The organism is Luedemannella flava (genome assembly GCF_039528515.1).
In the GTDB taxonomy this organism is placed as follows: domain Bacteria; phylum Actinomycetota; class Actinomycetes; order Mycobacteriales; family Micromonosporaceae; genus Luedemannella; species Luedemannella flava.
On record NZ_BAAALT010000174.1, the window covers coordinates 1 to 26,918 of the forward strand.

Consider the following 26,918-nt stretch of genomic DNA (forward strand, 5'->3'; position numbering starts at 1 on the left):
CCGCCGACGCCGTGATCGCCGTCTCCGCGAGCGGCCGCAGCCCGGAGGCGCTCGCCGCCGCCGAGGCAGCGCACCGGCGGGGCGCCCGGCTCGTGGCCATCGGGGCGCCGAACACCGAACTGCAGGCGCTCGCGGAGCGCGCCCGGGCGCCGTTCGTCCCGGTTCCGCGCCGCGCCCCGGCGCGCGCCAGTCTGTGGGCGCTGACGGTCCCGGTGCTGCTCGCCGCCCGTACTCTCGGGTTGGTCAGAGTGGCCGAGGCGGACCTGGCGGAGACCGCGGCCCGGCTCGACGCGGACGCCGAACGGTGTCGACCGACGGCCGACTCGTTCGTCAACCCGGCCAAGGAGATGGCGATCGCGCTGGGCAACTCCATCCCGATCGTGTGGGGTTCGTCACCCCTGGCGACCGTCGCGGCCCGACGGGTCGGCGACATGCTGTCGGCGAACGCGCGCTACCCGGTCGTGTCCGGGTCGCTCGGCGAGGCCGGGCGCGGCCGCGTCGGCCTGCTCGACGGCGTGTACGGCGGGCTGGCCGAGGGTGAGCGCGACATCTTCGCCGACCCCGAGGACCAGACGTCGCAGACGCGCCTGCGCGTGCTCCTGCTGCGCGACGGCGGCCTGGCCGACGACGAGGTCGCCGAGGACGAGCCGAGCGCCGTGGAGGAGCGGCGCGCCGACGCCGTCGAGGCCCTGGCGTTGCGCCGCGGCGTGCGCTGCGACACCCTGCGCGGGGAGGGGGCGTCGCCGCTGGAGCGGCTCGCCTCGCTCATCGCCGTACCTGACTTCGCCTCCGTCTACCTGGCGTTGGCGCACGGACTCGATCCGACCGCGGTGCCCGCGGTGACCGAAATGAAGGAGTTCACCCAAACATGAGTGCTGGCGGCGGCACGAAGGCGATCATCGCGGCTCTGCTCGCGAACATGGGAATCGCCCTCACCAAGTTTCTCGCCTTCCTCCTCACCGCCTCCTCGTCGATGCTGGCGGAGTCGATCCACTCCGTCGCCGACTCGGGCAACCAGGCCCTGCTGCTGCTCGGCGGCAAGCGGGCCAAGCGCGGCGCGACCCCCCAACACCCCTTCGGGTACGGGCGGGAGCGCTACATCTACGCGTTCATCGTGTCGATCGTGCTGTTCAGCGTGGGTGGCCTGTTCGCGCTGTACGAGGGCATCCACAAGATCCAGGAGCGGCACCCGATCGACAAGTGGCAGTGGGTGCCCGTCACGGTGCTGGTCATCGCGATCATCCTGGAGTCGTTCTCGTTCCGCACCGCGATCGTGGAGAGCAACCACGTGCGCGGCAACGCGTCGTGGATCAAGTTCGTCCGCCACTCCCGCTCGCCCGAGCTGCCGGTCGTCCTGCTGGAGGACCTCGGCGCACTGCTCGGCCTCGTGTTCGCGCTGTTCGGCGTCGGCCTGACGCTCATCACGGGCGACGGCCTGTGGGACGGCATCGGCACGATCATGATCGGCGTGCTGCTCGTCGTGATCGCTGTCGTGCTGGCCATCGAGACCAAGAGCCTGCTCCTCGGCGAGTCCGCGACCAGTGAGAACGTCGACGCGATCGCTGCGGCGATCACGTCCGGGCCGGAGGTCGAGCGGATCATCCACATGCGCACCCTGCACCTCGGCCCCGAGGAGCTGCTGGTCGCCGTGAAGATCGCCGTACGCCACGACGACTCGGCCGACGCTATCGCCGAGGGCATCGACAAGATCGAGAAGCGCATCCGCGCGGCCGTGCCGATCGCGCGGGTGATCTACATCGAGCCCGACCTGTTCAGCGCGGCCCGCGCGGCCGCCGACCCCACCCCCAACCCCGTGGAGTGACCGTATGCACCTGCTGCGGACCACCATCAGGCCCTACGCCTGGGGCTCCCGCACGGTGATCGCCGAGCTGCAGGGCCGGCCCACACCGAGCGCGGAGCCCGAGGCGGAGCTGTGGGTCGGGGCGCACCCCAGCGCCCCGTCCCGGCTTCCGCCCGACTGGTCCGCGGCGGGCGGCGCGGATGACGGGGTCGCGTTGCACGACGCGATCGAGGCCGAGCCCGAGGAGCTGCTCGGCGCCGGCGTGCTCGGCCGGTTCGGCCCCCGGCTGCCGTACCTGCTGAAGTTCCTCGCCGCCGAGCAGCCCCTGTCGCTGCAGGCACATCCGGACGCCGAGCAGGCCGCCGCCGGGTTCGCCGCCGAGGAGGCCGCGGGGGAGGCCGCCGCGGCGCCGTGGCGCAACTACGTCGACCCGTGGCACAAGCCTGAGCTGCTCGTCGCCGTCAGCGACTTCGAGGCGCTGTGCGGCTTCCGGCCGCCGGCGCAGGCCGGCCAGGTGCTGGCCGCCTTCAACGTGCCCGCCCTGCAGCCGGTCGTGGACACGCTCCAGGGTGCCGGGCCCGAGCCGGAGGCGCTGCGTAACGCCGTGCACCAGCTCATGGCGTGGCCCGTCGAGGAGCGGGCCGCCCTCGTCGGCGCGGTCGCCAAGGCGGCCGCCGGCGGTTGGGCGATCTTCGGCGGCCGGGCCGACGGGGAGCGGGTCGCCGCCGCGTTCGAGCTCGCGGGACGGCTCGCCGAGGCGTACCCGGGCGACGTCGGCGTGATCGTCGCGCTGCTCCTCAACCACGTCCGGCTGCGGCCGGGCGAGGCCGTGTGGATGCCCGCCGGCAACCTGCACGCGTACCTGCGCGGCACCGGCGTCGAGATCATGGCGGCCAGCGACAACGTGCTGCGCGGCGGGCTGACGCCCAAGCACGTCGACGTCGCCGAACTGCTACGGGTCCTCCGCTTCGAGGCGCTGCGCGACCCCGTCGTGCGGCCCGAACCGGTCGCCGGCGCGGGATCGCTGTCGACGTGGCCGGCGCCGGTCCCCGAGTTCCGGCTCTTCCGCGCCGACCTGTCGGGGGCGACCGCCGCCGTGACGCTGCCGGCGGACGGCCCGCGGTCGCTCATCTGCACCGGCGGGCGCGTGACGCTGCGTTCGGGCGCGGAGTCCATGGCGCTCGACGCCGGCCAGGCCGCCTTCGTGCCGGCCGGCATGCCGGCCGTCGAGGCCACCGGCACCGGCACCCTCTTTCAGGCCGGCACCCCCTAACCCGCCCCACGCGGCCCGCCCCGCGCCGCCCGCCCCGCCCGCGCTGCCCCGCACCGATGTTTGGACCGTTAGGCGGGTTATTCCGCGCGGAATTCCAGGCCTAGCGGTCCAAACATCGGCGCGGCGCGTGCCGGTGGGTCCGCATTGTGGGAGGCGAGGGGTGGGGGAACGGGATGATCGGGCCGAATGAGGGACGTTTATTCCTGTTATGGACTGATTTTTGAGGTTTTGCTTGACACTGGGTCACCGCAGTGTGAGGCTATGACCACGCAGCGTTATCGCGACGAAGGTCCGAGCCACGCGCGGGGGAACCAAACCGGGGGGAAGCACGGGGCGGCATGTAGTGATCGGAGAGTCCGGTCAGCATGACCGCCCCGTGCGCTGTCCGCATAACGGCGGGCACAGCACGGAATCGTGATCACGTCAAGCGGCGCGTACCGCCTCGGTGCGGTGGGGTCGGGTTTGCCGCGTAAGGTGGTGGTCCGGCGAGTAACCCGCCGGCGTGAGCGCGCCGGCCCCGGACCCCAACAGGAGTTGCCCACATGACCAGCACGCTGCCGTCGCGCGCCGAGGACGCGGTCGCCGAGCGGCCCGCTACCGTCGGTGCCGGGGACTACAAGGTCGCCGACCTCTCGCTTGCCGCCTTCGGGCGCAAGGAGATCCAGCTCGCCGAGCACGAGATGCCGGGCCTCATGGCGCTGCGCGCCGAGTACGGCCCGAGCCAGCCGCTGCGGGGCGCGCGGATCACCGGTTCGCTGCACATGACGATCCAGACCGCGGTGCTCATCGAGACGCTGACCGCGTTGGGCGCCGAGGTGCGCTGGGCGTCCTGCAACATCTTCTCCACTCAGGACCACGCGGCCGCCGCGGTCGCCGTCGGCCCGAACGGCACCGTCGACGCCCCGGCCGGCGTCCCGGTCTACGCCTGGAAGGGCGAGACCCTCGAGGAGTACTGGTGGTGCACCGAGCAGGTGCTGCTGTGGCCGGACGGCGGCGGCCCCAACATGATCCTCGACGACGGCGGTGACGCCACGCTGCTGGTACACAAGGGCGCCGAGTTCGAGGCCGCGGGCGCGGTGCCGGCGGTCGAGACCGCCGACTCCGAGGAGTACGCCATCATCCTGGGCGTGCTGCACCGGTCGCTGGCCGAGGACGCGCAGCGCTGGACGCGGGTGGCCGCCGGCATCAAGGGCGTCACCGAGGAGACCACCACCGGCGTGCACCGCCTGTACGAGATGCAGCAGCGCGGCGCGCTGCTCTTCCCGGCGATCAACGTCAACGACGCGGTGACGAAGAGCAAGTTCGACAACAAGTACGGCTGCCGGCACTCGCTCATCGACGGCATCAACCGGGCCACGGACGTGCTCATCGGCGGCAAGGTCGCGGTCGTCGCCGGCTACGGCGACGTGGGCAAGGGCTGCGCCGAGTCGCTGCGCGGCCAGGGCGCCCGGGTCATCGTCACCGAGGTCGACCCGATCTGCGCGCTGCAGGCCGCGATGGACGGCTACCAGGTCGCTACGATCGAGGACGTCGTCTCCACCGCCGACATCTTCATCACCGCGACGGGCTGCTTCAACGTGCTGACCGCCGAGCACATGTCGAAGATGAAGCACCAGGCGATCGTCGGCAACATCGGCCACTTCGACAACGAGATCGACATGGCGGGCCTGGCCAAGCTGCCCGGCGTCGTCAAGGAGAACATCAAGCCGCAGGTCGACGAGTGGCGCTTCCCGGACGGGCACACGGTCATCGTGCTGTCCGAGGGCCGGCTGCTGAACCTGGGCAACGCGACGGGTCACCCGAGCTTTGTGATGTCGAACTCGTTCTCGAACCAGACGATCGCGCAGATCGAGCTGTTCACCAAGACCGAGCAGTACCCGGTGGGCGTCTACATCCTGCCCAAGCACCTGGACGAGAAGGTGGCGCGACTGCACCTCGCGGCCCTGGGTGTGCACCTCACGGAGCTGACCAAGGAGCAGGCGGAGTACCTCGGCGTGGCCGTCGAGGGCCCGTACAAGCCGGAGCACTACCGCTACTGATCCGGTGTGAACCCTCGACGAGGGCGGCCCGCACGGGCCGCCCTCGCTTCTTTTGGATTGTTTCCAAGGTGGGCGCACAACTTGACGTCTGCTGGGAGTGCATGCCTAAGGTATGGCTGACCTAAGTAAGGCTGCCCTACCTCGCGCAGTGGAGCGCCCCGTGAATGCCTTTCTCGGCAACTATCTGATCGGGCTCCGCGAAGGGCTCGAGGCCACGCTCGTCGTCAGCATCCTGGTGGCGTTCCTGGTCAAGACCGACCGCCGCCGCGTCCTGCCGCAGGTGTGGCTCGGCGTCGGTGTCGCGGTCGCGCTCTCGATCGGGTTCGGCGCGTTCCTGTTCTACATCTCCGACGTGCTGTCCTACCGTCAGCGCGAGCTGTTCGAGGCGGTCACGTCCATCGCGGCGGTCGTCTTCGTCACCTGGATGATCTTCTGGATGCGGAAGTTCGCCCGCAGCCTCGCCAAGGACCTGCGCACGAAGCTCGACGAGGCGGTCACCGTCGGCACCGCCGCCGTCGTCACCATGGCGTTCCTCGCCGTGGTCCGCGAGGGCCTGGAGACCGCGACCCTCTTCTTCGCCGCCGCACAGGGCGCCGCCACCACGGCCGGCCCGCTGCTCGGCATCGCCGCGGGCCTGGTCACGTCCGTGCTGCTCGGCTGGCTGATCTACGCCAGCGCCGTCCGGATCAACCTCACGGTGTTCTTCACCGTCACCGGCACCCTGCTCGTCCTGGTCGCCGCCGGCATCCTCAAGTACGGCGTGCACGACCTGCAGGAGGCCGGCGTCCTGCCCGGCCTGGACAACCTGGCGTTCGACATCTCCCCCTGGTACGACCCGACGACGTGGTACGGGTCGCTGCTCGGCGGCATGTTCAACGTGACCCCGACGCCCAGTAAGGCGGAAGTGGCCGCCTGGGTGGCGTACGCGGTACCCGTACTCGTGCTGTTTCTGCGGCGCCCACGCGCCGCGACGCGCCCCGCGGCCCCGCAGCCCGCGGTGGACGCGTCTCCCGCCTCCTGACAAACCCCGCGATCGCAAGGAGCTACCCCACATGCGTCTGGTCCGACTCAGCGTGCTCACCGCCACGGGTGCGTTGGCCGTGGCGGGCCTCGCGGCCTGCGGCAACGACGGCACCGGCGGCACGACCCCGGCCGGCGACGGCCCCATCGCGGTCGCCGCGTCCGACACGGCCTGCGAGGTCGGGAAGACCGACGTGCCCGCCGGCACGGTGAGTTTCAAGGTCACCAACAAGGGCAGCAAGGTCACCGAGTTCTACGTGTACGCCGAGGGCGACCGGGTCATGGGCGAGGTCGAGAACATCGGCCCCGGCCTGAGCCGCGACCTGCACGTCGAGCTGCCGGCCGGCACCTACGAGACGGCGTGTAAGCCGGGCATGGTGGGCAAGGGCATCCGCGGCGCGTTCACCGCGAGCGGCAGCGCGCAGGCGCTCAACGCCGACGCGAAGCTCGCGGCCGCGACCGAGAGCTACTCGCGGTACGTCAAGAGCCAGACGGAGGCGCTGCTGGTCAAGACGCAGGAGTTCGTCGACGCGGTCAAGGCGAACGACGTGGCCAAGGCCAAGGCGCTGTTCCCGGTCGCGCGCACCTACTGGGAGCGCATCGAGCCCGTCGCGGAGATCTTCGGCGACCTCGACCCGAAGATCGACGGCCGCGAGGAGGTCATCGAGGAGGGCATGGCCTTCACCGGCTTCCACCGCATCGAGAAGGACCTCTGGGTCACCGGAGACGTGAGCAGGTCCGGGCCGATCGCCGACCAGCTCATGACGGACGTCAAGGAGATCGTGGCAAAGGCCAACGCCGAGAAGCTCTCCCCGCTGCAGCTCGCCAACGGCGCCAAGGAGCTGCTGGACGAGGTCGCCACCGGCAAGATCACCGGCGAGGAGGACCGCTACTCGCACACCGACCTGTGGGACTTCGCCGCCAACGTGCAGGGCTCGAAGGCGGCCATCGCCGCGTTGCGACCCGTCCTGCAGGAGCGGGCACCCGAGCTGGTCACCGAGCTCGACGCCAACTTCACCGCGGTCGAGGCGGCCCTGGAGCGCCACCGCAAGGGCGACGGGTGGCGGCTGCACAACGAGCTGAGCCAGGCCGAACTCAAGAGCCTGTCCGACGCGATCAACGCGCTGGCCGAGCCCGTCAGCAAGGTCGCCGCCGTCGTGGCCGGCAAGTAGAGGGAGGACGGGAGATGACGAAGAAGATCTCCCGGCGGCAGGTTCTCGCCGCCAGTGGCGCCGGGGCGGGCCTGCTCGCCGTCGGCGCCGCTGGCGCGTTTGCCGTCGAGGCACGTTCCGAGACCGCTGAGCTCAGCAGCGCGCGGTCCGACCTGCTCGACGCCGTGCCCTTCTACGGCGAGCACCAGGCCGGGATCACCACGCCCGCGCAGGACCGGCTGCACTTCGTGGCGTTCGACGTCATCACGTCCGACCGGGCCAAGCTCGTGACGATGCTGCAGGACTGGACCTCGGCCGCCGTGCGGATGACGGCCGGCCTCGATGCCGGCGCGCTCGGCGCGGTCGGCGGCCCGGCCCAGGCGCCGCCGCAGGACACCGGCGAGGCGCTCGGCCTGCCGCCGTCGCAGCTCACGCTGACCTTCGGGGTCGGCGCGAGCCTGTTCCGCGACGCGCGCGGGCGCGACCGGTTCGGCCTCGCCGCGAAGCGGCCCGCCGCGCTGGAGGACCTGCCGCACTTCCCGGGCGACGCGCTGCGGGCCGAGATCTCCGGCGGCGACCTGTGCGTGCAGGCGTGCGCGCAGGACCCGCAGGTGGCGGTGCACGCCGTGCGCAACCTCGCCCGAATCGGCATGGGCGTGGTCAGCGTGCGGTACTCGCAGCTGGGCTTCGGGCGAACGTCGTCGACGTCGACCTCGCAGGCGACGCCGCGCAACCTCATGGGCTTCAAGGACGGCACCGCCAACCTGAAGGCGGAGGAGACCGAGGAGCTGGACAAGCATCTGTGGGCGGCGGCCGCCGACGGCGCCGACTGGATGGCCGGCGGGTCGTACCTGGTCACGCGCAAGATTCGCATGATCGTTGAGACCTGGGACCGCACCTCGCTCAGCGAGCAGGAGGCGATCTTCGGCCGGAACAAGGGCGAGGGCGCGCCACTGTCGGGCAAGGGCGAGTTCGACGAGCCGGACTTCGGGCGCAAGGGGCCCGACGGCGAGCCGCTCATCGCGGACGAGGCGCACATCAAGCTGGCCCACCCCACGATGAACGGCGGGGCGCGGCTGCTGCGGCGCGGGTACAACTTCGTCGACGGGTCCGACGGGCTCGGGCGGCTCGACGCCGGACTGTTCTTCATGGCGTACCAGCGCGATCCGCGTAAGCAGTTCGTGCCCGTCCAGCGGCAGCTGGCCCGGCGCGACATCCTCAACGAGTACATCCGGCACGTGTCCAGCGGGCTGTTCGCCGTCCCGCCGGGCGTGCGCGACGCGGCCGACTACTGGGGTCGCGGGCTGTTCGCGTAGCCGGAGGGACTCTCCGGCGGGATGATCAGACCGGTCGCGACCGGCGGGCCGGGATCGTAGGACAGCGGCGGGGGCGGCGGGGGCGCTGCCTGGGCGTCGCGCCTACGGCGGCGCGGCGGGCGCACCGGCGTGGCCGCGAGGGCCAGCTGGGTCAGGTCCGGCCACACCAGGGCGGCCCGCGACCGGACGGCGGCCAGCCGCAGCAGCGCCCGGCGGGGCCGCCCCGCGGGCACCGCCCCCAGGTAGGCCCAGCCGGGCATCTCCGGCGGGGCGGGCGGGTTNGGTGCCGCTCGGCGTGCACCGCCGCCAGGTAGGCCCAGCCGGGCATCTCCGGCGGGGCGGGCGGGTTGGTGACGGCGGCGACCTCGGCGGCCAGCGCCTGGCCCAGCCGGGTGCGGGCCGGCTCGCGCAGCTGCTTGTTGCGGGCCAGGAAGTGCCGCACCGCCAGCGCCAGGTTGTCGTCGATGCCGGCCAGGTCGAGCGTGGCCGCCCAGTTCGCGTACCCGGGCGGCATGGTGGGCACCCAGCCCCACGACTGCGGCGTGCGCTCGTGGATGACCAGCGTGCCGGCCGCGTAGTCGCCCAGGCGCTTGCCCGTCGGGCTCACGATCATCGTGGTGAGGCAGGCCAGCCACGTTATCGGCGGCAGGGCGATGCCCGGCCACTCCAGCGCGGCCCCCACGAGGCTGCGGGTCATCGAGTGGCGGAACCGGATCGGCCCGCCGTCGTCGCGGACCACGCGCAGGCCGAGCATCGCCTTGCCGACCGACCGGCCCTTGGTGATCATCTCCATCGCGACCGGGTAGCCGAGGATCACGAGGACCACGACGATCGTGACGAGCGCCCGGTAGAGCGTTCCGTCGAAGTCGATCGCGCCGCCCATGACGAGGAGCCCGACGAGGGCGCTCAGCCCGAGGAAGAGCGCGACCGCCAGGATGACCTGCAGGATGAAGTCGATCATGCGGGCGAGCATGCGCGATCCGAGGCGGGCGACCCGGACCTCCAGGTGGATCGCGTCGCCGGTGACGAAGCGCGCCGACACACCGTGATCGGCGGGCACGTCGTGCAGTGTCGGAGCGGGCGCCGCCGGAGCGGAAGGGCTGGCCAGATCCAGGGTCACCCGTACAGTGTCCACGACCGGTACGCTCCATGGGTTCCCCGTGCTTCCGGGAGTTCGATTGGATCTCGACGCGTTCGTCACCGAGCACAGCTCCGAGTGGCAGCGCCTGCAGACGCTGCTGCGACGCAAGCGGCGGGCGCTGACCGCGGCCGACGTGGACGACCTCGTGGTGCTCTACCGGCGCACGGCGGCGCACCTGTCGGTGGTGCAGAGCCGCTCGCCCGACCCGGTGCTGGTGGCCTGGCTGTCCCGGCTGGTCCTCGACGCGCGGGCCAAACTCACGCCCTCGACCGGCGCGAGCTGGGCGTCGTTCGTGCGGTTCTGGGTCAGCTCCTTCCCCGGCGAGGTGTACCGGGCCAGACGGTGGATCGTCGGCGTGACGGCCGCGAACCTCGCGCTCATCGCCGTGCTCATCGTGGTGTTCCTCGATCCGCAGCGGCAGCTGACGCTGGTCCCGCAGGAACAGATCGACGCGTTGGTGGAGCAGGACTTCGTCGCGTACTACTCGCAGGGCGCCCCGCAGAACTTCTCGTTCGCGGTCTGGACCAACAACGCGTGGGTGTGCGCGATCTGCCTGGCCGCGGGCGTGATCATCCTGCCGGCGATCTACATCCTGTGGAACAACGCGTTCAACGTCGGGCTCGTCGGCGGCATCATGATCGGTCACGGCCGGGCGGACACCTTCTTCGGCCTCATCACCGTGCACGGCCTGCTGGAGCTGACCTGCGTGTTCGTGGCCGGTGGCGTGGGCCTGCGGGTGGCGTGGGCGTGGCTCGCCCCGGGGCGCTACCTGACGCGCGGGCAGTCGGTCGCCCGCGCGGGGCGGTCGGCCATCGTGGTCGCGCTGGGCCTCGTGCCGGTGCTGGCGGTCAGCGGGTTCGTCGAGGGCTTCGTGACCCCGTCCCTGCTGCCCACCGTCGTCAAGCTGGCACTGGGCGCGACGGTCTGGCTGGCCTTCCTGGCGTACGTCGTCATCGGCGGTGTCCACGCCGACCGCGCCGGGCAGCTCGCCGACCTCGACGAGATCGACCGCGAGGCGCTGGCGCCGACCGTCTAGAGCCGGCCGGCCGCCTTCAGCGCCAGGTAGAGGTCGGCGACGTCGGAGGCGAACCGGTCGGCGGGGGAGTCGACCACCTGCACGCCGGCCCGCGACAGTGCCGAGCGCACCCGGGCCAGCTCGGCCAGCGCCTTCTCGGCCGCGGCGGCCGTGTGCAGGTCGCGGGCGTTGTCCCGGCGGGCGGCAAGGACCTCCAGCGACGGGTCGTGGACCGCCGCGACGATCACGGTGTGCTTGGCGACGAGCTGCGGCAGGACGGGCAGCAGGCCCTCGCCGAGCGCGCCCGGGTCCAGCGTCGTGAACAGCACGACGAGGGCCCGCTTGCGCTCCAGGCGCAGCACCTCGGCGACCACCCGGCCGAAGTCGGTCTCCACCAGCGCGGGCTGCAGGCCGGCGAGCGCCTTCGTCAGGCGCGGCAGCACGCTGCGCTTGACCGACGTGGACACGCTCGCCCGGACCACCGTGTCGCAGGCCAGCAGGTCGACCCGGTCGTCGGCGTGCGAGGCCAGCGCCGCGAGCAGCAGCGCGGCGTCGATGGCCGCGTCCAGGCGCGGCTCGCCGGCGAGCGACTCGCCCTCGGCCGGCCCGCCCTCGACGACGCCGGCCACCGGTTGGGCGGCGACCGTGCCGACGCGGCCCGCGCTCGTGCGGCCCGTGTCGAGGACGCACAGGACCCGGCGGTCGCGCTCGGGGCGCCACTGCTTGACCGCGAGGTGCACGCGCCGCGCGCTGCCCCGCCAGTCGATGGAGCGGACGTCGTCGCCGATCACGTAGTCGCGCAGCGAGTCGAACTCGGTGCCCTGGCCGCGCCCGCGTGTCACCACCTGGCCGTCGATGACGCGCAGGCGGGAGAGCTTCTCGGGGAGGAACCGCCGGGAGGTGAACGGCGGCAGGGCGGTCAGGGTCCACGGCGGCGTGGCCTTCGCCGCGAGGCGCCGGCCGGTCTGCCGGTACGCCAGGCCGGCCGGCCCGTACGAGCGGACCGTGACCCGGGCCGCCGGCCGGTCGCCGCGCCGGGTCGGCACGAGCACGGTGTCGATCGCGCGGGTCTGACCGGGGCCGGCGTCGACGTCATGGGCGTACGGGCCGGTCGCACCGGCCGAGGGCACCCACGCGTCGCGCACCACGGCGCGCAGCCGGCGGGCGGAGCGGTTGGTGACCGTCAGCCGTACGGTCGCCGACTCGCCGAGGCGCACCTGGGTGGCCCCGCTGCGGCCCAGCCGCACCTGCGCGGGCGGCACGGCGGCGGCCCAGTCCGCGACCGCGGCCACAGCGACGAGCACGACGATGCCCAGCAGCGTCCACCACAGCCAGGCGCTGCCCGCGTCCGGGTCGGCGGCCTCGAGCACCGCGGCGACCGCCACGGCCCCGCCGCCGAGGACGCCGAGCAGCACGGCGACCCGCCAAGTGATCATCGAGGCGCCGGCACCGTCGCGAGCAGCGCCTCCAGCACCGCGTCGGCGGTAGTGCCCTCCAGCTCGGCCTCGTGCCGGACCCGGACCCGGTGGCGCAGCGCCGGCCGGGTCACCGCCTTCACGTCGTCGGGGGTGACGTGCCCGCGCCCGACCAGCCACGCGTACGCCTTGGCGGCGTTGAGCACGGCCGTGGCGCCGCGCGGCGAGGCGCCCAGCTCCAGCGACGGGGCGAGCCGGGTCGCCCGGCACAGGTCCACGATGTACGCCAGCACGACGTCGGCCACCTGCACCCGCTGCAGGGCCTGCCGGGCGACGTCGAGGTCGGTGGCCGTGGCCACCGGCCGGACCCCGGCCGCGGCCAGGTCGCGCGGGTCGAAGCCGTTGTGGTGCGCGCGCAGCACACCGAGCTCCTCGTCCCGGTTGGGCAGCGGGACGGTCAGCTTGAACAGGAACCGGTCGAGCTGGGCCTCGGGGAGCGGGTACGTGCCCTCGTACTCGATGGGGTTCTGGGTCGCGGCGACCAGGAACGGCTCGGGCAGCGCGCGCGGCCGGCCCTCGACCGAGACCTGGCGCTCCTCCATGACCTCCAGCAGCGCCGACTGGGTCTTCGGCGGCGTGCGGTTGATCTCGTCGGCGAGCAGCAGGTTCGTGAAGACCGGACCCTCGCGGAAGATGAACTCGGCGGTCCGCGAGTCGAAGATCAGCGAGCCGGTGACGTCGCCGGGCATCAGGTCGGGGGTGAACTGCACCCGCTTGGTGTCCAGGCTCAGCGCCGCCGCGAGGGTACGGATGAGCAGCGTCTTCGCGACGCCCGGCACGCCCTCCAGCAGCACGTGGCCGCGGCAGAGCAGCGCGAGCACCAGGCCCGTCACGGTGGCGTCCTGCCCCACGACGGCCTTGGAGATCTCGGCGCGCAACCGGCCGAGCGCGGCCCGCGCCGCCTCCTCGGCACCCGGCGGGAGCGCGCCCAGGGCCGGCGCGCCCGGGGCCGGGCGGGTCGCGTCGAGGTCCGCTGTTTCGGTCACGGTCTTCCTCCAGGTGGTCCCTCGCGCAGCACCGCGCGTTGCAGGTGGTCCAGGTTGGCGACCGCGGTCGCCAGTTCATCGTCGGTGAGCCCGCTCTCGTCCGGCGCCGCGTCCGGCCGGTCGGGCGCCGCACCGTAGCCGTGCGTGCCGGGGCTGGCCTCGTACGGCGCGCCGTAGAGCACCTCGCGGACGCGGTCGACCGGCCAGCGGGTGCGTGCGGCCACGGCCGCGACCAGCTCCTCGGCCCGCTCGCTGCCCCGGGCGAGCGGCGCGGGGGTCTCCACGCCGCCGGCCTGACCGTGCCGCAGGGCCGCGGCGATGCGGGTGATCGCCGCCGCGCGCAACGTGGCGAGCGTCGCCTCGCGGGCGCGGACCCGGGCGTAGAGGCGGCCGCGGCCGAGGATCGTCTCGGTGGCGGGCACGACGACGGGCAGCGGCTCGGTCGCCGGCGGGCCGAGCCGACCGGCGCGGCTGGCCGCGAACGCGGTGCCGGCCACGGCGGTGAGCGCCAGCGCGGCCCACAGCCACGGCGGCAGCGACTCCCAGAGCGGGTTCTCGCCGACCGGCTTGCGCGACGGCTGGCGGTAGTGCGGCAGCTTCAGCTCCGGCTTCGGCCCGGGCTCCTTCTTGTGCACGTCGATCCAGATCACCAGCCGCTCGCGGGACAGCAGCTGGCGGGCGAGCCGCTCGTTGTCGTACTCGTCGATGCGGTCGTTGCGGAACGGGTCGACCGACCCGGCGACCGTCACGTCCCGGCTGCCCTCGATCTGGCCGACCAGGCCCCCGCCGAAGCAGCTGAACTGCCGGAACCCTGTGTCGGGCAGCGGGATCGCGCGGTCCTGGCCGAGGCTCGCCCTGGTCACGCCGGACACCAGCGCGGTGTCGCACGGCGGCGGCGCGTCCGGGAAGAGCTTGCTGGTGACCGGTGGGGCGTCGACGTCCTCGGGGGCGGTCGCCCAGCGGGTGCCGGACCGCCACGCGCCCCACATCAGCGCCCCGACGAAGCCCGGCCGGAGGATGACGAAGTGGTGCCGGCCCGGCTGCGCCAGGGCGTCCATCGAGAACTCGGGGTCGAGCAGGTCGGGGGTGGGCACCAGGATGGTGGCCTCGGCGCCGCTCAGCTCCTCGATCGCCTGCGCGGAGCTGGTGACCCGCTTGACCGTGATGCCCTGGTCGGTCAGGAGCTCGGCCAGCCGGCTCGACCCGTCCGGGCCGGTGCCCGTCGGCGAGAGCGTCCCCGGGTCGGTCAGGTCGGGGCTCTCCACCTCGTGCGCGATGCCGGTCACCAGGAAGAGCAGGCCGAGCACCAGGAACGGGGCGAGCGCGCGGGGCCACCGCCGCCTGCGGACGGGTCGCGCGGGCGGCCCGGCGACCGGGTCGGTCACGACGGTGGGGGCGCTCATGCGGTGCTCCCGGGGACCGGCATCAGGATCGCGTGGATGCGCGCGGCGTGCTCGCGCATCGCGGCGTCGTCGGCCGCGGTGGCGGGGCGCAGCGCGTACCAGATCTCGGAGAACGTGGCTCCCGCGGCGCCGAGCGGCCCCGCGAGGTCGGGGCGCGCGGTGATCGCGGCCGTGGCCAGCTCGGTGACCGTGTAACCGGCGCGGTTCTCGATGACCTGGCGCTCGATGAGGTCGCGCACGATGGCGCGCAGCCGTTCGCGGACCGCCTCCGCGTACCGGCCGGACTCGGCGAGCTGGTCGGCGCTGAGGGTGAGGACGACGGCCGGCACGTCGGGCACCGCCTCGTCCTCGGGCACGACCGGCTCCTCCGGCTCCGGCGCTTCGGGCGCCTCGTCGGCGGCCACGGCCCTGCCGCGCTTCTCGCGCCGGGCGCGCCGGCGGGGGATGAGTCTGCGCCACCAGCGCGACGGCAGCCACGCCGGCCAGGTGTAGATGAGTAACGAGGTCAGCGCGGTGAGCAGCAGCAGGATCACCGCGAGCACGGGCACCCCGCCGGGCACGTGGTCGCCGACGGCAGCAACGAATTCATCCCACCAACGCGTCATAGTTATGCAGCCACCAGCAGGTCGCCGACGCGGCCGCCGCGGGCCTGGGTGCGGCGCAGGGCGATGTCGAGGCCCTCGCTGCGGATGCGGGTGTCCACGAGGAGCACGGCGTCGAGGCAGGCGAGCGTCGGGTAGGCGATCGCGTTGATGAGCAGCCAGCCGAGGCCGGTGACGAGGTGGTCGGTGAACGCGGTGCTGGTGTCGATGAAGAGCCCGACGATGGCGACCGTGCCGAGCCCGACGGCGAGCCGGATGAGCAGCCAGCTCAGGTAGCCCAGCGCGCGGATCCAGCCGACACGCAGCACGTACCGGCTGGACAGGCGCACGGAGCGCAGCAGCGCGCCACCCGGCCCGCGCCGCTCGATGACCACCGCCGGGACGGCGAGGCCGAGCAGCATGAAGACGATCGGCCCGGGCAGCACGATGGCGGCGGCGCAGACGCTGATCACGGCGACGATGACGGCGGTGCCGACGGCCGCGCCGCGGCGCGCCGGCCACGGGCCGGGGGCGCCCAGGGTCGCGGGCACGGCGGCGCTCGCGGTCACGGCGAGCAGCCCGACGGCGACCGCCTCGGTGCCCGCGCCCACGACGAGGAGCAGCCAGAACGCGGGCACGCGATCCTCATGGGGCCAGATGCCGTCGACCACGTCGGCGTACTGCCGCATGCCGAAGAGGATCACCTGCTCGACCAGGGAGATCAGCAGCCCACCCAGCAGCAGGGCGCGGGCACGCGTACGCAGCAGGGCGACCGCCGCGTCGAGCAGCTCGCCCGTGGTCAGCGGCCGGGCCTGCTGGCCGGCTGGTGGTGCGGATGCGCGCACGCGGAGACCCCCGTGGTGGAGAACGCCATCATGGTGGCATGACCCCGCACGCGCGGGCGACCCCGCCGGGGCTGTCAGTGGGTGGCCATCGGCTCCAGGTAGGCGGCCGCCTCCGTGGCCGCGGCCGCCGGGTCGCCGGCGCGGATCGCCTCGACCAGCCGCGAGTGGTCGACGTAGCGTTCCTGGGTGAGCTCGTCGCCGATGTGCTCGGCGAGGCTGGCCCGCAGCGCGGCGCCGAAGTCCAGGTACAGGTCCGCGAGGACCTGGTTGTGCGCCGCGAGCGCCACCATGACGTGCAGGGCCACGTCGGCCTCGATGAACGCGTCGGCGGAGCCGGTGCGCCACGCGGCCTCGCGGGCCGCGAGCGCGCCGTCGAGGGCTTCAAGATCTTCGGGAGTGCGCCGCAGCGCGGCGAGCCGCGCGGCCTCCACCTCCAGGGCCCGGCGCACCTCGAGCACCTCGGCGAACTGGGCCTCCGCCACCCGACGCGCCACCGCCGTGGACAGCTCCGTGGACCCGATCACATAGGTCCCGGAGCCCTGCCGGCGTTCGAGCAGGCCGGCGTGGACGAGGGCGAGCACGGCCTCGCGCAGCGTGTTGCGGCCGATGCCGAGCGCCGCCGAGAGCTCCGGCTCGGTGGGGATCCGCTGTCCGACGGGCCACTCGCCGGACGTGATCTGTTCCCGCAGTTGCGCGATGACCTGCGTGATGAGGGTGGTGCGGGAGGGAGTGCGCAGTGGCATGGGCTACATCCTAGAGACAGAATTCATCCCATCATTCTATGATTGGACGCGTGTCATCCTCCACCCTGGTCGGCGCACCCTCCGGTCCCGTCCCCGCCGCCGTCCTGTCGGCTCCGGTCACCCCCTCCGTCGCGCCCACCGGCACCGCCGCGCGCGTCGCCGGCGGCGGCCTCGTCCTCACCGCGATCCTGCTCGTCGCGCTGAACCTGCGCGCGTGCGTCACCAGCCTCGGCGCGCTGCTCGGCGACGTGAGCGCGGGCATGCACATGTCCGCCGCCGTGGCCGGCGTGATCACGATGCTGCCCGCGCTCTGCTTCGCCCTGTTCGGGGCGCTCACCCCGCGGCTGGCCAGGCGGCTGGGCGCCGTGCGGCTCCTGCTCATCGCCATGGGCGTCCTCGCCGTGGGCCAGGCGGCCCGCGCGGTCACGGACTCCCAGGTGGTGTTCGTGGTGACCAGTGCCGTGGCGCTGGCCGGCATCGCGGTCAGCAACGTCCTGCTGCCGTCGGTGGTCAAGCGCTACTTCCCGCACAAGATCGGGCTGGTCACCGGGGTGTACTCGATGACCCTCACCGCCGGCACCGCGATCGCGGCCGCGGCGCCCGTGCCCGTGGCCGCGTGCGCCGGCAGCTGGCGCGCCGGCCTGGGGGTCTGGGCGGTGCTGGCGGCCGTCGTGATCGTCCCGCTGGTCCTGATGGGTCGCGGCGCCCGGGCCGAGGCGCGGGCGGTGGCCCCGGCCACGCCGGCGGCGCCGGCCGTGTCGGTGCCGCCGGCGCCTTCCGCGTCGGTCATCCGACCGTCGCGCACCCGGCTCGGCTGGGCGATGGCGTTGTTCTTCGGCGCCCAGTCGTTCGGGGCGTACGCGATCATGGGTTGGCTCGCCCAGTTGTTCCGTGACGCCGGGTTCTCGGCCGAGGTCGCCGGGCTGCTGCTGGCCGGCGTGATGGCGATCGGCATCCCGATCGCCCTGGTCATGCCGACCCTGGCCGCCCGGTGGGCCGACCAGCGGCCCGTTGTCGGCGTGCTGGTGGCCCTGACCGCGATCTCCTACGTGGGCCTGCTGGTGGCGCCCGGCTCGGCCGCGCTGCTCTGGGTGGCGCTGCTGGCCATCGGGCAGGGCAGCTTCCCGCTCCTGCTCGGGCTGTTCGGGATGCGGGCGCGCACCTCTGCCGGGACGGTGGCGCTGTCGGCGTTCGCGCAGAGCACCGGCTACGTCATCGCCGCGCTGGGGCCGCTGGCGATCGGGCTGCTCTATGAGGCCACCGGGGCGTGGGTGGCGCCGCTGGCGGTCCTGCTGGGGGCGCTCGTGGTGCAGACCATAGCCGGGTTCGCCGCGGCCAGGCCGCGCATGCTCGAAGATGAATTACACTCGGATTCGGAAATGTCCGGCTGACCCGATGGTGGCCACCCGGACCGACGATCGGCCGTTCCCACAACTGGCGGCCAAGATGGAATATTGGACGCCATGAGAGCGCGTGTCCTGGTGGTCGACGACGATCCTGCCCTTGCCGAGATGCTCGGCATCGTCCTGCGCAATGAAGGTTTCCTCCCCTCGTTCGTCGCGGACGGTGAGCGGGCGTTGTCGGCGTTCCGTGAGGCCCGGCCGGACATCGTCCTGCTCGACCTCATGCTGCCCGGCATGAGCGGCATCGACGTGGCGCGCGCGATCCGCGCCGAGTCCGGCACGCCGATCGTCATGCTGACCGCGAAGAGCGACACGGTTGACGTCGTCCTGGGCCTGGAGTCCGGCGCGGACGACTACGTCGTCAAGCCGTTCAAGCCCAAGGAGCTGGTGGCCCGGATGCGGGCCCGGCTGCGCCGGGGCGAGGACGTGGCGCCCGAGATGCTCACCATCGGCCCCACCGGCAACTCCATCGCCATCGACGTGCCCGCGCACACGGTCACCCGCAACGGCGAGGAGGTCAAGCTGACCCCGCTCGAGTTCGACCTGCTCGTCGCGCTGGCCCGCAAGCCGCGCCAGGTCTTCACCCGCGAGGTGCTCCTGGAGCAGGTCTGGGGCTACCGGCACGCGGCCGACACGCGCCTGGTCAACGTGCACGTCCAGCGTCTCCGCGCCAAGATCGAGCCCGACCCGGAGCGGCCCGAGGTGATCCTCACCGTCCGCGGCGTCGGCTATAAGGCGGGAACGGCCTAACAACGTATGCTCCGTCCCCCTCGGCCCGCCACGCTCCTCGCCAACCTCCGCCGCGCCTGGCGGAGGTCGCTGCAACTGCGCGTCGTGTCCATCACGCTGGTCATGTCGACGCTGCTGGTGGGCACGTTCGGGCTCGTGGTGGCCAACCGGATCATCGACGGCCTCCTCGACGCCAAGGCCGCCGACGCGCACAAGCAGGTCGCGGCCGGCACCGAGACGGTCAAGGAGTACGTCAGGCAGGTCCCGAACCCGCGGGTCGACCCGTACCTGAACACGAACCTGCCGGGCCTCGTCGCGGGGCTCGTGCGCGGCAACCCCGACGGGTTCTCCGTGGCGGTCGTCCCCACCGAACCCAACATCGGCGAGCTCGACCCGCAGGCGCAGCCGAACGCCCTGGCGTTCCGGCAACTGCCCACCGCGTTCCGGCAGAAGGTGGCCAGCGGCGGGTTCTACGAGCAGCGCGAGATGATCGAGGTGGACGGACAGGGCGCCCAGCCGTACCTGATCGTCGGCCGGTCGGTCACGGCCCGGACGTACCAGCTCGAGGTCTACTACTTCTTCCCGCTGGACGACGAGGTGCGCGCCGCCACCCTGGTGCGCAACATCCTGTTCGCCACCGGTACCGCGCTCGTGCTGCTGCTGGCCGCCGTCGCGTTCCTCGTGACGCGGATGGTGGTCAGCCCGGTGCGGGTGGCCGCCCGTACGGCGCAGCGGCTCTCGGCCGGCCTGCTCGACCAGCGCATGGAGGTGCGTGGCGAGGACGACCTCGCCGCCCTCGCGGCCTCGTTCAACCAGATGGCCGAGAACCTGCAGCGGCACATCCAGCGCCTGGAGGAGATGTCGCGGCTGCAGCGCCGGTTCACCTCGGACGTCTCCCACGAGCTGCGCACGCCGCTGACCACGGTGCGGATGGCCGCTGACCTGATCTTCACCGAGCGCGACGGCTTCGACGCGCCGGTCGCCCGCAGCGCCGAACTGCTGCAGGCGGAGCTGGACCGGTTCGAGCGCCTGCTCACCGACCTGCTGGAGATCAGCCGGTTCGACGCGGGCTTCGCGGTGCTCGACGCCGAGCCCACGGACCTCGTGCCGATCGTGCACCGCGTGGTGGACCAGCTGCGCGGCGTGGCCGAGCGCGCCAGCGTGGACTTCGACCTCGTCATTCCCGACGAGCCCGTGATCGCCGAGATCGACCCGCGCCGCGTGGAGCGCGTACTGCGCAACCTCGTGGGCAACGCGGTCGACCACGGCGAGCGGCAGCCCGTCGAGGTCCGGCTGGCCGTGGCCGACGGGGTGGTCGCGCTGACCGTGCGCGACCACGGCGTGGGCCTCAAGCCCGGCGAGGAGAAGCTCGTCTTCAACCGTTTCTGGCGGGCCGACCCGTCGCGCGCCCGGCAGACCGGCGGCAGCGGCCTCGGCCTGTCGATCAGCGTGGAGGACGCGCGCCTGCACGGCGGCTGGCTGGAGGCCTGGGGCGCGCCCGGCAAGGGGGCCCAGTTCCGGCTCACGCTGCCGACCCGGGCGGGGGAGCACCTGACGTCCTCGCCGCTGCGGCTCGTGCCCGAGGACGTCGACGCTCGTCCGGTCGTCGGTCACCAGCGCGACGACGCTGTCGCGGAGCCCGGGGCGGACCTGCTGGTCGCCGGGCCGGCACACCCGGGGGAGACGCGATGACGAGAACGCGCCGGTACCTGGCCGCCGTCGCGGCGGGCCTCGTGGTCGTCGCCCTCGCCGGTTGTGGCGTGACGGCCACCGACGAGCCGCGCCGGATCGACGACGGGCTGGACGTGGCCGCGCTGCCCGACACGAGCACGTACGTGCCGCCGCCCGGCCCCGACGAGGTCCGCGACCGCGACCCCGTCGGGTTCGTCATGGCCTACCTGAACGCGGCCGCCGGCACCGACAACCAGGCCATCGACCGGGTGCGCAGGTTCGTCGACAGCGCGGAGTCGGACGCCTGGCAGCCGGCGAAGGGCGACGCGCGCAAGGTCGTGCGGGTGGTGGGGACGCCCACCCGCGAGTCGGTCCGCGAGGGCGTGACACAGGTGAAGGTCACCGTCGAGGCGGTCGGCCTGCTGGACAGCGCCGGCGAGCTGGGCGCGCCGCAGATCGGCGCGAAGGAGGTGCTCACGTTCGAGGTGACCCGGGTCGGCAACCAGTCGCCACGGCTCAGCAAGGCGCCGTCCGACCTGCTGCTGCTCGACCGCGCCCTGCACGACCACTACGAGGCGCTGCCGGTCTACTACTGGGACAAGAGCGATAAGGTGCTCGTTCCCGACCTACGTTACTTCTCCCGCGCCGAGAACCGCGAGCGCCGCACCACCACCGCCGTGGAGTACCTGCTCGCCGGCCCGTCCCTCGGGCTGCAGCAGGTGGTCCGTGGCATACCGGACGGTGCGAAGCTGAACAACCTGGTGGTCCCGCAGGACAGCGGCGTGATGGTCGACATCGCCGACGCGGCGTACACGGACGAGCAGGAGGCGCAGAAGCTGGTGACGCAGCTGCGCTGGACGCTGCGCGGCGTCACCGGCGAGGAGACCTCCCTGGCGTTGCGCGTGGAGGGCAGCCCGCGGCAGATCGACGGCACCTCGGACGCGTACCTCAAGGCGAACGGTTCCTACCAGCAGCCGAACCAGCGGTTCACCATCGGGTCGGCCGCCAAGGGGAAGGTCGTCGCCGACGGCGCGAAGCTGCCGGTGCTCAGCGACCCGCAGGTGAACCGCGACGTCGTCACCGCGGCCGTCAACCGGGACTTCTCGCTCGGCGCCTTCGTCCGGCGCGACGCCGGCGGCCTCTCGCTCTGGGTGGTCCGCGCGAACAACACCACCGGGAGTACGACCCGGGTGCGGGTCAACGTCGGCGACGCGACCGCGATCAGCCGGCCCGCCTGGCTGTACCAGACCGACTCGGCGCTCGTCGCGGTCGACGGCGTGCTGCACGCCGTCAAGAGCGACGGCCAGTTGCGCCAGCTGTCGGCCGGCGGCGCCACCGGGGTGACCCAGGTGGCGGCCGCGCCGGACGGCCGGCGGGTCGCGCTGATCGCCAGCGGCAAGGTCTACGTCGCGTCGGTGACCGCGGACGGCTCGATCGTCTCCGTGCGGCAGGTGAAGACGAGCTTCACGGCGACCGGCGTGGTCTGGTCCTCGCAGACGCAGATCCTGGTCATGGGCACGATGCCCAACCGCGTGGTCGCGTGGATCTTCAACGCCGACGGGGCGGACGGCATCGAGGGCACGGCCACCACGGACCAGGGCCCCAAGATCGACGCCCTGCAGGCCCTCGCCCTGCAGGGCATGACGGACCTGACCGCCGTCCCGACCACGCCGGAGGACAAGGGCGTGGTCAACGCGGTCTACGCGCGGGTCGGCGACAAGGTCTACAACTACTACCCGCGCAGCAGCGGTCTGGTGAGCCCGATCGAGGGCGAGACCCTGGTGTTCTATCCGAACTGATCTGGTCGTCCACAGGCCCGACCTGGTTTCCCACAGCCTTATCCACGTAACCCACAGCGTTATCCACAGGCCGTTGCGGCGTCCGCCCGGCGCCGGGCACGGTGGCGGGGTGGGGCTGGTGGGCGTACTCGCTGATCTTGTTTTGCCGTTGCGTTGCGCGGTGTGCAACACACCCGCGCGGGGCGTCTCGGCGTGCCGGTCGTGCCTGGGCGTGCTCGCGGGCGCCGTGCCCGGGCCGACCCGGCCGGAGCCGGCGCCGGCCGGGCTGCCGCCGTGCGTGACGGCCGCGACCTACGACGGGGCGGTGCGTGACCTGCTGCTCGCGTTCAAGGAGCGCGGTGAGCGCACGCTGGCCGGGCCGCTCGGCCACGCCCTGGCCCGGGCCATCGCGGCCGGCGCGCCGCCCGGCTGCCGTCACCTCGTGCTGGTCCCGGTGCCGACCACGGCGGTCGCGGTCCGGGAGCGCGGTGGCGACCACATGGCCTGGCTGGTGGCCGTCGCGGCGCGGACGCTGCGGCGCGCGGGCTGGCGGGTTACGGTGGGACGACCGCTGCGCGCGCGGCCCCGGGTCGACTCCACCGAGCTGGACCGGGCCGGACGCGCGCGGGCCGCGCTGGACGCCTTCGCGCCCCGGCGCGGGTGGGCGCCGGCCGGACAGGGGTCGGGACGGGTGGTGGTCGTCGACGACGTCATCACCACCGGCGCCACCGTGGCGGCCGTGTCCGCCCTGCTGAGGGCGCTCGGCCTCGCGCCGTCGTGGGCGGCGTCCGTGGCCGCGACCCGGCTGCGGCACCCCGCCGGACGGGCCGTCGGGTTACCGAACGGTCAAGCGCCTAACGCGTTGGACACATCACTACTCATTCCCTCTTTCGCGGCCAATGCGAAGATCTCCGGCAAATGGATTTGGCGGGAGGGGTGACTAGCGGCCCCTGAGGGTTTAGCGTCGATGACCACGGGCAGTTCTCAACCCCGTTGAGCAAGTGTCCGTTCACCTTCTCGACACCGCGGTCAGGCGGGGAGGCGCAGGGCCGCAGACGATTCCGCATACCGGATACCCCGCCCGGAACACCTCCGGGCATGAGAGACCGTAGGGGGAGGTCAGGCGTGGACATTGTCGTCAAGGGTCTGAACGTCGAGGTGCCCGATCACTACCGCCAGCACGTGGCGGACAAGCTGCACAAGATCGAGCGGTACGACCAGAAGATCATTCGGACTGACGTGGAGCTTTTTCACGAACGCAACCGCCGTCAGTCCGACAACTGCCAACGGGTGGAGATCACGTGCCTGTCGCGAGGGCCGGTCATCCGCGCTGAGGCGTGCGCGGGGGACTTTTACACAGCGTTGGACACCGCGGTCTCCAAACTGGAGGGTCGGATGCGCCGCGCGGCCGATCGCCGCCGGGTGCACCGCGGCCGACGGGCGCCGGTGTCCGTGGCGGAGGCCACCGCCCCGCTCGCGGGCGAGCTCACCACCGACCTGTTCGCGACACCGACCGCGGCGGCGACGTCCGCTGCCGGTGTGTCGCCCGGTGAGCAGGAAGCCGACGATCAGCCGTGGCACATCGCGCGGGAGAAGGAACACCCCGCCGAGCCGATGACCATTGACGACGCGCTCTTCCAGATGGAGCTCGTCGGCCACGACTTCTATCTGTTCTTCGACAAGGAGACCAGTCGCCCGAGCGTCGTCTACCGGCGCCGCAAGGGCTACGACTACGGGGTCATCAGCCTCAGCGAATGGGTCGGCGTCAGTCGTTGACCATGGGCGCGTCCGCCAGCGGTCCCGACGCGGAGACCGCTGGCGACGTCGCGCCTGAGACCTACGCGAGGTCGTCCGGCAGCAGCGCGTAGAGGATGTCGTCGACGCGGGGCGCTCCGGGGGCGCCGGGCAGCCGGGCCCGCTGGAAGCCCTCGCGACGGAAGCCGGCGTGTTCCAGCACCCGCTGCGAGCCGACGTTGTCGGGCGCCGTGCCCGCGATGAGCCGGTCGATGCCGGCCACGTCGAAGGCCCAGGCGGCCACGAGGCGCGCCGCGCGGGTCGCGTACCCGCGCCCGCGCGCGTCCGCCGCGATGCTGTACCCGATCATCGCCTGACCGGTGACGGGCTCCTGGAAGTACAGGGCGATCTCGCCGGCGTACGCGTCGGTGGCGGCATCGCGCACGGTGAACGCGGCCGTGTCGCCGGCCAGCCAGCGGGCCTGCGCGCGGGCGCACACCCGGGCCACCTCGTCCGCGGACGGCGGCACGGGCGGCACCGACCGGGCGTACACGTCGGGCTCCCGGCGCAGCGTGTACGTGTCCTCGGCGTCGTCGGGCCCGAGCGGGCGCAGCGACACCACGCCGTCGGTCAACGCGCGGCGCGGCGGCGCGTGGGCTCCCGGCAGGTCGGGCAGCAGGCGCGGCGTCGGGGTGCCGGGGTCGGCGGCCAGGCGGACCCAGACGATCTGGTCGTACCGGGACCCGTCGGGGAACCGGCCCGCGTCGCGCGCCACGCCCTCCCGGGCGAAGCCGGCGCCCAGCGCCACCCGTTGGCTGGCCACGTTCTCCCAGGCGGTGCGCAGCTCGAGGCGGACCACGCCGCGCCGCACCGCGTGCGCGGCCAGCGTGCGCGCGGCCGCCGTCGCGACGCCCCGACCCCGCGCCCACGGCCCCACCCAGTAGCCGATCTCGGCGCTGCCGGTGTCCTCCGGCCGGTGGCGGCTGATCCCGACGGTGCCCAGCAACCGTCCGGTGGCCGGGTCGGCGACCGCGAACGCGGCCCCGCCCTTCGTGAAGGCCGCCGGCGCCGCCTCGGTGATCCACCAGAGGGCGTCCGCCCGGGTGTACGGGTCCGGCAGCGCCGGCAGGAACCGTCGGGTCAGCGGGTCGGCGCACCCGGCCGTCACGTCGTCGGCGTCGGACTCCCGGAACGGCCGCAGCAGCACGCCGTCGCCCGGCAGCGCGTCAGCCCACAACCAGTCGCCCGCCGGCGTCCCGGCACCGTCAGTCGGCATCGCGGCGGCCCTTCCGCGCACCGCCCGGCGCGAGTACGTCCGCCGGCACCAGCGCGCCCTGCCAGGCGTCCACGAGGCCGTCGCGGGCGCGGCACGCGTCGCGCCCGATCCCCTCGACGACGAAGCCGGCGGCCTCGGCCAGCCGGCGAGAGTCGTCGTTGCCCACGTACGCCCGCCACTCGATGCGCCCCAGGCCGCACTCCTCGATGCCCCACCGGGTCAGCGCGCGCAGCGCGGCCGAGCCGTAGCCGCGGCCCCGGGCCCAGGGCGCCATGAGGAACCCGACGTCGCCGAGTTCCGGCCGGTCGGGGGCGATGCGCAGCTCCATCGAGCCCGCGAAGCGGTCCGTCGTGTCGGTGACGGCGCACACCATGCCCGTTCCGGCGGTCCACTGGGCGACCGCGTGCCCGTGGACGAAGAACTCCCCGTCCGCGCGCGTGTACGGCCGGGGGACGGTGGTCCACCGGATCGACTCGGGGTCGCGGCACGCCGCCACGATGTCGTCCAGGTCGCGCCCGGCGGGCGCGCGCAGCGAGATGGTCACCCCTGCGCGTGTGGTCGTCGTCAGGGTGGGCTGCGGCCCGGTGAACGCGGCCGCGCGGCGGGCCACGAAGGCCGGCACCCAGTCGTCGGTCTCGCGCAGCTCACCGGGGAGCAGGCTGCCCGTCCAGCCGTCGACCCAGCCGTCCCGGCCGGGCAACCCGCGCCGCAGCAGCCCTTCCACGCGTACGCCGATGCGGGTGGCGACCAGGCGGGAGTAGTGGTTGCCGACCTCGGCCTGCCAGACCAGCCGGCGCAGCCCCAGCGAGTTGAGCGCCCAACGGGCCGTGGCCCGGGCGGCGTGCGTGCCCACGCCCCGGCCGCGCGCCCACGGCGCGACCCAGTAGCCGATCTCGCCCCAGCCCGCCGCCTCGTCGAGCGCGACGAGGCCGCACGAGCCGAGCACCTCGCCGGTGGCGGCGTCGAAGACGCCGAGCGGGGCGTCGCGGCCCAGCGCCCACCTGTCGAGCGCGGTCCCGGTGAACTGCTCCGCGTGGTGGCGCTCGTACGGCACCGGGACCATCGTCCAGCGCTGGATCGCCGGATCCTGGCAGGCCCGGTAGACCGCGTCCGCGTCGTCCGGTTGCCAGGGACGCAGCAGGAGGCCGGCCTCGTGGATCTCAACTGGTCGCATGCTGCTGATCCTGCCTGAGCAGGTCGGAGGGCTCCAAGCGGGTTAGCCGCGGGGCATCCCGGTGCGGTCGCCCACCACGATCTGGTGCGTGGGCTCCTCGTCGGCGGAGGCGCGGGGGACGACCGGCTCGGCGGGTCGGGTCTGCATCGGGATCGCCGGCAGTTGCGGCATCGCGGGCCGGTCGTCCGAGGCCGGCGGCAGGGGCGGCACGGCGCCCAGCGAGGTCAGTTCAGGAATCGACGCGAGGTCGACCTCGAACAGCGGCGCCTTCGCGCGCGCCTCGCGGGCCCGGCTCAGCACCAGCGGCGGGGCCGGCGGACCGGCGGGCGCCGACGTCGGCCCGGCGGGCAGCGCGGTGGCGTCG

General features: G+C 73.3%; 23 protein-coding genes and 1 pseudogene. 14 read left to right on the plus strand and 10 right to left on the minus strand.

Annotated features, from left to right (window positions below; genetic code table 11):
• From ABD211_RS23740 to efeB, 7 genes are all read left to right on the plus strand, one after another.
• Positions 1-872: SIS domain-containing protein (locus tag ABD211_RS23740; protein WP_344136051.1), on the plus strand; the 872-nt coding region annotated here is incomplete at its 5' end.
• Entirely contained in the window at positions 869-1,822 is a 954-nt protein-coding gene (locus ABD211_RS23745; RefSeq protein ID WP_344136054.1) for a cation diffusion facilitator family transporter, read from the plus strand. The genes ABD211_RS23740 and ABD211_RS23745, both read left to right, overlap by 4 nt.
• A 4-nt stretch (positions 1,823-1,826) precedes the next feature.
• A complete protein-coding gene (gene manA / locus ABD211_RS23750; RefSeq protein WP_344136057.1) occupies positions 1,827-3,074 on the plus strand; it encodes a mannose-6-phosphate isomerase, class I in 1,248 nt (415 codons plus the stop codon).
• A 542-nt stretch (positions 3,075-3,616) separates the two neighbouring features.
• A complete protein-coding gene (gene ahcY / locus ABD211_RS23755) occupies positions 3,617-5,113 on the plus strand; it encodes an adenosylhomocysteinase (protein ID WP_344136060.1) in 1,497 nt (498 codons plus the stop codon).
• A 160-nt stretch (positions 5,114-5,273) separates the two neighbouring features.
• Positions 5,274-6,134 carry an iron uptake transporter permease EfeU gene (gene efeU, locus ABD211_RS23760; RefSeq protein WP_344136063.1) on the plus strand — a complete coding sequence of 287 codons (861 nt, stop codon included), beginning with the start codon at positions 5,274-5,276 and terminating at the stop codon, positions 6,132-6,134.
• Between the two features lie 31 nt (positions 6,135-6,165).
• On the plus strand, positions 6,166-7,305 hold the full coding sequence (efeO, locus tag ABD211_RS23765; RefSeq protein WP_344136066.1) for an iron uptake system protein EfeO: 1,140 nt from the start codon (positions 6,166-6,168) through the stop codon (positions 7,303-7,305).
• 14 nt (positions 7,306-7,319) lie between these two features.
• Entirely contained in the window at positions 7,320-8,600 is a 1,281-nt protein-coding gene (efeB, locus tag ABD211_RS23770; protein WP_344136069.1) for an iron uptake transporter deferrochelatase/peroxidase subunit, read from the plus strand.
• Between the two features lie 151 nt (positions 8,601-8,751).
• Here the strand turns inward: efeB and ABD211_RS23775 are convergent, their stop codons facing one another.
• Positions 8,752-9,573, minus strand: coding sequence for an RDD family protein (locus tag ABD211_RS23775; RefSeq protein ID WP_425560509.1), 822 nt, complete (start codon positions 9,571-9,573; stop codon positions 8,752-8,754).
• A gap of 205 nt (positions 9,574-9,778) precedes the next feature.
• Here ABD211_RS23775 and ABD211_RS23780 point away from each other — a divergent pair, with 205 nt between their 5' ends.
• Positions 9,779-10,777 carry a stage II sporulation protein M gene (locus tag ABD211_RS23780; RefSeq protein ID WP_344136075.1) on the plus strand — a complete coding sequence of 333 codons (999 nt, stop codon included), beginning with the start codon at positions 9,779-9,781 and terminating at the stop codon, positions 10,775-10,777.
• On the opposite strand, the gene ABD211_RS23785 is transcribed toward ABD211_RS23780, so the two are convergent.
• The 6 genes from ABD211_RS23785 to ABD211_RS23810 all read right to left on the minus strand — a co-directional run bounded on the left by ABD211_RS23785 (position 10,774) and on the right by ABD211_RS23810 (position 16,789).
• Positions 10,774-12,192 carry a DUF58 domain-containing protein gene (locus tag ABD211_RS23785; RefSeq protein ID WP_425560507.1) on the minus strand — a complete coding sequence of 473 codons (1,419 nt, stop codon included), beginning with the start codon at positions 12,190-12,192 and terminating at the stop codon, positions 10,774-10,776. The two genes, ABD211_RS23780 and ABD211_RS23785, sit on opposite strands and share 4 nt — an antisense overlap.
• Positions 12,189-13,163, minus strand: coding sequence for an AAA family ATPase (locus ABD211_RS23790; protein ID WP_344136113.1), 975 nt, complete (start codon positions 13,161-13,163; stop codon positions 12,189-12,191). The genes ABD211_RS23785 and ABD211_RS23790 overlap by 4 nt, the downstream gene beginning before the upstream one ends.
• A gap of 50 nt (positions 13,164-13,213) precedes the next feature.
• On the minus strand, positions 13,214-14,620 hold the full coding sequence (locus ABD211_RS23795; protein ID WP_344136078.1) for a DUF4350 domain-containing protein: 1,407 nt from the start codon (positions 14,618-14,620) through the stop codon (positions 13,214-13,216).
• The gene (locus ABD211_RS23800; RefSeq protein ID WP_344136081.1) at positions 14,617-15,225 is read right to left on the minus strand and encodes a DUF4129 domain-containing protein; all 609 of its coding nucleotides are present in this window, start codon (positions 15,223-15,225) and stop codon (positions 14,617-14,619) included. The genes ABD211_RS23795 and ABD211_RS23800 overlap by 4 nt, the downstream gene beginning before the upstream one ends.
• Before the next feature lie 2 nt (positions 15,226-15,227).
• Positions 15,228-16,046 (minus strand): hypothetical protein, encoded by an 819-nt coding sequence (locus ABD211_RS23805; RefSeq protein WP_344136084.1) that lies wholly within the window; start codon positions 16,044-16,046, stop codon positions 15,228-15,230.
• A gap of 74 nt (positions 16,047-16,120) precedes the next feature.
• The gene (locus ABD211_RS23810) at positions 16,121-16,789 is read right to left on the minus strand and encodes a FadR/GntR family transcriptional regulator (RefSeq protein WP_344136087.1); all 669 of its coding nucleotides are present in this window, start codon (positions 16,787-16,789) and stop codon (positions 16,121-16,123) included.
• Positions 16,790-16,839: 50 nt separating this feature from the next.
• On the opposite strand from ABD211_RS23810, the gene ABD211_RS23815 reads away from it, so the two are divergent.
• From ABD211_RS23815 to hpf, 6 genes are all read left to right on the plus strand, one after another.
• Positions 16,840-18,180: an MFS transporter gene (locus ABD211_RS23815; RefSeq protein WP_425560508.1), complete on the plus strand. Its 1,341-nt coding sequence runs from the start codon at positions 16,840-16,842 to the stop codon at positions 18,178-18,180.
• A 72-nt stretch (positions 18,181-18,252) separates the two neighbouring features.
• Positions 18,253-18,942: an MtrAB system response regulator MtrA gene (gene mtrA, locus ABD211_RS23820; protein ID WP_344136090.1), complete on the plus strand. Its 690-nt coding sequence runs from the start codon at positions 18,253-18,255 to the stop codon at positions 18,940-18,942.
• Between the two features lie 6 nt (positions 18,943-18,948).
• Positions 18,949-20,613, plus strand: coding sequence for an MtrAB system histidine kinase MtrB (gene mtrB / locus ABD211_RS23825; protein WP_344136093.1), 1,665 nt, complete (start codon positions 18,949-18,951; stop codon positions 20,611-20,613).
• Positions 20,610-22,391 carry an LpqB family beta-propeller domain-containing protein gene (locus ABD211_RS23830; RefSeq protein WP_344136096.1) on the plus strand — a complete coding sequence of 594 codons (1,782 nt, stop codon included), beginning with the start codon at positions 20,610-20,612 and terminating at the stop codon, positions 22,389-22,391. The genes mtrB and ABD211_RS23830 overlap by 4 nt, the downstream gene beginning before the upstream one ends.
• Before the next feature lie 73 nt (positions 22,392-22,464).
• Positions 22,465-23,310 carry a ComF family protein gene (locus tag ABD211_RS23835; protein WP_344136099.1) on the plus strand — a complete coding sequence of 282 codons (846 nt, stop codon included), beginning with the start codon at positions 22,465-22,467 and terminating at the stop codon, positions 23,308-23,310.
• A 185-nt stretch (positions 23,311-23,495) separates the two neighbouring features.
• Positions 23,496-24,146: a ribosome hibernation-promoting factor, HPF/YfiA family gene (gene hpf, locus ABD211_RS23840; RefSeq protein WP_344136102.1), complete on the plus strand. Its 651-nt coding sequence runs from the start codon at positions 23,496-23,498 to the stop codon at positions 24,144-24,146.
• Between the two features lie 61 nt (positions 24,147-24,207).
• On the opposite strand, the gene ABD211_RS23845 is transcribed toward hpf, so the two are convergent.
• The 3 genes and pseudogenes from ABD211_RS23845 to ABD211_RS23855 form a co-directional block, all read right to left on the minus strand.
• A complete protein-coding gene (locus tag ABD211_RS23845; protein WP_344136105.1) occupies positions 24,208-25,380 on the minus strand; it encodes a GNAT family N-acetyltransferase in 1,173 nt (390 codons plus the stop codon).
• On the minus strand, positions 25,370-26,554 hold the full coding sequence (locus ABD211_RS23850; RefSeq protein WP_344136108.1) for a GNAT family N-acetyltransferase: 1,185 nt from the start codon (positions 26,552-26,554) through the stop codon (positions 25,370-25,372). Before ABD211_RS23850 ends, ABD211_RS23845 begins: the two co-directional genes overlap by 11 nt.
• Before the next feature lie 42 nt (positions 26,555-26,596).
• Positions 26,597-26,918: pseudogene (locus ABD211_RS23855) on the minus strand (hypothetical protein); the annotation flags it as partial.

Coding starts and splice junctions, on each gene's coding strand:
- ABD211_RS23745 (WP_344136054.1), top strand. CDS start 869: ATGAGTGCTGGCGGCGGCACGAAGGCGATCATCGCGGCTCTGCTCGCG.
- manA (WP_344136057.1), top strand. CDS start 1,827: ATGCACCTGCTGCGGACCACCATCAGGCCCTACGCCTGGGGCTCCCGC.
- ahcY (WP_344136060.1), top strand. CDS start 3,617: ATGACCAGCACGCTGCCGTCGCGCGCCGAGGACGCGGTCGCCGAGCGG.
- efeO (WP_344136066.1), top strand. CDS start 6,166: ATGCGTCTGGTCCGACTCAGCGTGCTCACCGCCACGGGTGCGTTGGCC.
- efeB (WP_344136069.1), top strand. CDS start 7,320: ATGACGAAGAAGATCTCCCGGCGGCAGGTTCTCGCCGCCAGTGGCGCC.
- ABD211_RS23785 (WP_425560507.1), bottom strand. CDS start 12,192: ATGATCACTTGGCGGGTCGCCGTGCTGCTCGGCGTCCTCGGCGGCGGG.
- ABD211_RS23795 (WP_344136078.1), bottom strand. CDS start 14,620: ATGAGCGCCCCCACCGTCGTGACCGACCCGGTCGCCGGGCCGCCCGCG.
- ABD211_RS23800 (WP_344136081.1), bottom strand. CDS start 15,225: ATGACGCGTTGGTGGGATGAATTCGTTGCTGCCGTCGGCGACCACGTG.
- ABD211_RS23810 (WP_344136087.1), bottom strand. CDS start 16,789: ATGCCACTGCGCACTCCCTCCCGCACCACCCTCATCACGCAGGTCATC.
- mtrA (WP_344136090.1), top strand. CDS start 18,253: ATGAGAGCGCGTGTCCTGGTGGTCGACGACGATCCTGCCCTTGCCGAG.
- mtrB (WP_344136093.1), top strand. CDS start 18,949: ATGCTCCGTCCCCCTCGGCCCGCCACGCTCCTCGCCAACCTCCGCCGC.
- ABD211_RS23830 (WP_344136096.1), top strand. CDS start 20,610: ATGACGAGAACGCGCCGGTACCTGGCCGCCGTCGCGGCGGGCCTCGTG.
- ABD211_RS23845 (WP_344136105.1), bottom strand. CDS start 25,380: ATGCCGACTGACGGTGCCGGGACGCCGGCGGGCGACTGGTTGTGGGCT.
- ABD211_RS23850 (WP_344136108.1), bottom strand. CDS start 26,554: ATGCGACCAGTTGAGATCCACGAGGCCGGCCTCCTGCTGCGTCCCTGG.